This is a genomic window from Streptomyces sp. ATLC9 (assembly GCF_057196705.1).
The window spans coordinates 1-3,289 of sequence record NZ_JBXUOY010000405.1; the positions used below are offsets into that span (position 1 = coordinate 1).

Sequence of the window (3,289 nt, forward strand, 5' to 3'; positions counted from 1 at the left end):
CCCGCCCGCCGCCCGCCCACACCCCCGCCCCCCCCCCGCCCCCGCGGCGCGGGGCGTGCCCCGCCCCCCCCCCCGCACAGGGACTCTCAGGACACGTCCCAGCGTCCCCGCTGGCGTGCGAGCGCCCGGCCGACGGCCCGCGCGCCGTCGGGGAAGGCGCCGGGGTCGGGCCCCGAGTAGTTGAGCCGGAGGTAGGCCCCGGTCGGTTCGGCGGGAAACCACTCCCCGCCGGGGGCGACGAGGACTCCGTCGCCCTCGCAGTCCCGTACGAGCCGCGCCAGGTCGGTGGTGTCCGGCAGCCGGACCCAGATGTTCAGCCCTCCCTGCGGTACCGCTTCCAGACGGGCGGCGGGGGCGTGCTCCCGGAGCGAGTCGACGAGGAGGTCCCGGCGGGCGGCGAGCTGGTGGCGGAGGCTTCGAAGGTGTGTGCGCCAGGCGGGCTGGGTGACGACGTCGAGTGCGGCGGCCTGGAGGACTCCGCTGACGTACATCGACTCGGCCTGGGCGTCGGCGAGGATGCGCGTCCGGGCCGGGCCCCGGGCGACGACCCCGGCGATGCGGACGGCCGGGGAGACGCTCTTGGTCAGGGAGCGCAGGTAGACGACGTGTCCGCCGTCGTCGCGGGCGGCGACCGGGACCGGGTCGGCGCCGATGCCGAAGTCGTGCGCCCAGTCGTCCTCGATCAGGAACGCGCCGTGCACGCGTACGGCGTCGAGGACCCGGTCGGCCAGGCCGGGCGACCACCGGGCGCCGGTGGGGTTGGCGAAGTTCGGCTGTGCGTAGAACGCGCGGGCTCCGGTCCGCTCGAACGCCCGCGCCAGTTCCTCCGGGTCGGGGCCGTGCGCCCCGCTGGGGACGGGTACGACCTGTACGCCCGCCTGCGCGGCGGCGAGGATCGCGCCCCAGTAGGTGGGCGACTCCACCAGCAGCGGGCGGCCCGCGCCGACGAGGGCGCGGAAGGCGGCGCCCAGCCCGCTCTGGCTGCCGGGGAGGACGACGACGTCGCCCGGTGTCGGCGGCGTCGTGCCGGCCGGCGTCACCGCGCCGAGTTCGGCCGCGAACCATGCCTGGAGTTCGGGCAGTCCCGCGGCCGGGGGACGGCTGACGGCCGCGTCGCCGCGGGCCGCACGGGTGAACGCGGCCCGGACCAGGCGCTCGGGCAGCAACTCGCGGTCCGGATAACCCGAGTGAAGCGCGATCACGTCGTTCGGGGTGGTCCGCAGTGCCGTGGACAGCCGCGGTGCGCGGTTGCGCGGCGCCCCGAGCGCCGCGGTCTGCCACCCGTAGTCGTTCGGGCGGGCCACGCGGATCGCGCGGACGAAGGTCCCCACGCCCGGGCGGCTCTCCACCATCCCCCGCGCCGCCAGGGTCCGCAGCGCCTTCTGGACCGTGACGGGACTCGCCCCGTAACGGGCGACCAGTGTGCGCGTGGAGGGCAGTCGCGCACCGGGGGCGGCCGAGGCGATCCATTCGCGGAGATCGGCGACGATCCGCGAACTGCTATCGTTATCCATGAAAGACAACAGTAGCGCTACTATCCTGAAAACCCAGGCGCTATCCCCGCCTCGCACCGGTCTCGGGTGGGGTCTGCTCGGGGTCGGAGCGTTCTCGTTCACCGTCCCGTTCACCCGGGCCGCCGTCGAGGGCGGCGGGATGTCACCGCTGTTCGTCGGCTCCGGCCGTGCGGTGGTCGCCGCGCTGCTGGCGGCCGCCGCGCTGGCGGTCACACGGCAGCGCCTGCCCCGCGGCGCCCAGTGGGGCCGCCTGGCGGTCGTCGCCGGCGGTGTGGTCGTCGGCTTCCCCCTGCTGACCTCCTACGCCCTGACCACCGCCTCGGCCGGCCACGGCGCCGTCGTGATCGCGCTCCTGCCGGCCGTGACCGCGGTGATGGCCGTGCTCCGCGGGCACGAACGCCCCCCTGCCCCGTTCTGGGCCATGGCGGCCGCCGGCGCGGCCGCCGCGGTCGTGTTCACCTCGCTGCGGGGAGGCGGGCTCGGCTGGTTCGGCGGGCTCCACTGGCCCGATCTGCTCCTGCTCGGCGCCGTCGCCGCGGCCGGCGCCGGCTACGCGGAGGGCGGGATCCTCGCCCGTGAACTCGGCGCCTGGCAGACCATCTCCTGGGCTCTCGTCCTCTCCGCGCCGCTGATGGCGGCCCTCACCGTCCTCTCGGTCCTCTCGCACCCCCCGGCCGGGGGTCCGGCCGAGTGGTCCGCGTTCGCCTACCTCGGCGTGGTGAGCATGTTCCTCGGCTTCTTCGCCTGGTACCGGGGACTCGCGATCGGCCCGATGGCGCAGGTCGGCCAGGTACAGCTCGTCCAGCCCGTGATGAGCCTGTGCTGGGCCGCGCTGCTCCTGCGCGAGCAGATCACCTGGTCCACCGCCCTCGGCGGCATCGCCGTGATCGCCTGTGCCGGTGCCACCGTGCGCACCCGGTCGGGGCGCACCGCCGGCTCGGCCTGAGGCCCCTGCCCGACCCGCCCGTTTCACCGCGGGCCGCGGCGTGCCGTACAGTGGGGGCACCGCCGCGGGGTGGAGCAGCTCGGTAGCTCGCTGGGCTCATAACCCAGAGGTCGCAGGTTCAAATCCTGTCCCCGCTACTGGAAGGTCCGGCCCCGGTGCACTTCGCACCGGGGCCGGACCGCTTCCGTGCCCGTGGACGCCGCGCCGCTACCGGCCGGTGCCGAAGTTCTGGGTCCACCACGGGCCGCCGTCGCCGAAGTGGACGCCGACGCCAAGCTCCTCGAAGGCGCAGTTGAGTATGTTCGCGCGGTGGCCGGGACTGTTCATCCACGCTTTCATGACCGAGGCGGCGTCCGGCTGCCCCTGGGCTATGTTCTCGCCCAGGTTGCTCCAGGCATACCCGGCCGCCTCGACCCGGTCGGCCATCGTGGATCCGTCGGGCCCGGTGTGGGACAGCACACCGGAGGCGGCCATGGTCTCGCTGTAGTCGTCCGCGGCCCGTGCCAGCCGGGCGTCGGCGGTGACCGGGCGGCAGCCGGCGGCGGCCCGTTCCTCGTTGACGAGTGAGAGCACCCGCGCCCGCGGTCCGCTGTCCCCCGGGGCCGGGTCCGCCCCGGGCGCGCCTGCCGCGTCTCCCCCGTCACCGGCTCCGGTGGCGCCCCCGGAGCCGGCCGTACGGCTCTGCTCACCCCTGGCCGCCCTGTCCGGTTCCGCGCCATCGGCGGAGGCGGACGCGGGCGCGGAGGGGGGGGGGGCTGCGGGGGGGCCGGCCCCCCCGGCGGGGGCCCCCCCCCCCCCCCCGCCCCCCGTTCCCCGCGCGCCGCGGCCG

At 76.2% G+C, this 3,289-nt stretch carries 3 protein-coding genes and 1 tRNA gene; 2 read left to right on the forward strand and 2 right to left on the reverse strand.

The window, feature by feature from the left end; all coding sequences use genetic code 11:
• Positions 1–86 precede the first annotated feature (86 nt).
• Complete coding sequence (locus AC2CJA_RS25485) at positions 87–1,514, reverse strand: aminotransferase-like domain-containing protein (protein WP_484605025.1); 1,428 nt, start codon at positions 1,512–1,514, stop codon at positions 87–89.
• Between AC2CJA_RS25485 and AC2CJA_RS25490 the strand changes: the two genes are divergently transcribed.
• Both AC2CJA_RS25490 and AC2CJA_RS25495 read left to right on the forward strand, forming a co-directional pair.
• Entirely contained in the window at positions 1,513–2,460 is a 948-nt protein-coding gene (locus AC2CJA_RS25490) for a DMT family transporter (RefSeq protein WP_484605026.1), read from the forward strand. The genes AC2CJA_RS25485 and AC2CJA_RS25490 overlap by 2 nt on opposite strands.
• 63 nt (positions 2,461–2,523) lie before the next feature.
• Positions 2,524–2,597: transfer RNA gene (locus AC2CJA_RS25495), tRNA-Met, on the forward strand.
• Between the two features lie 70 nt (positions 2,598–2,667).
• Here AC2CJA_RS25495 and AC2CJA_RS25500 read toward each other — a convergent pair.
• Positions 2,668–3,289, reverse strand: a 622-nt coding sequence (locus AC2CJA_RS25500; RefSeq protein ID WP_484605027.1) for a CAP domain-containing protein, incomplete at its 5' end; no start/stop codon positions are given.

Coding starts and splice junctions, on each gene's coding strand:
- AC2CJA_RS25490 (WP_484605026.1), top strand. CDS start 1,513: ATGAAAGACAACAGTAGCGCTACTATCCTGAAAACCCAGGCGCTATCC.
- AC2CJA_RS25485 (WP_484605025.1), bottom strand. CDS start 1,514: ATGGATAACGATAGCAGTTCGCGGATCGTCGCCGATCTCCGCGAATGG.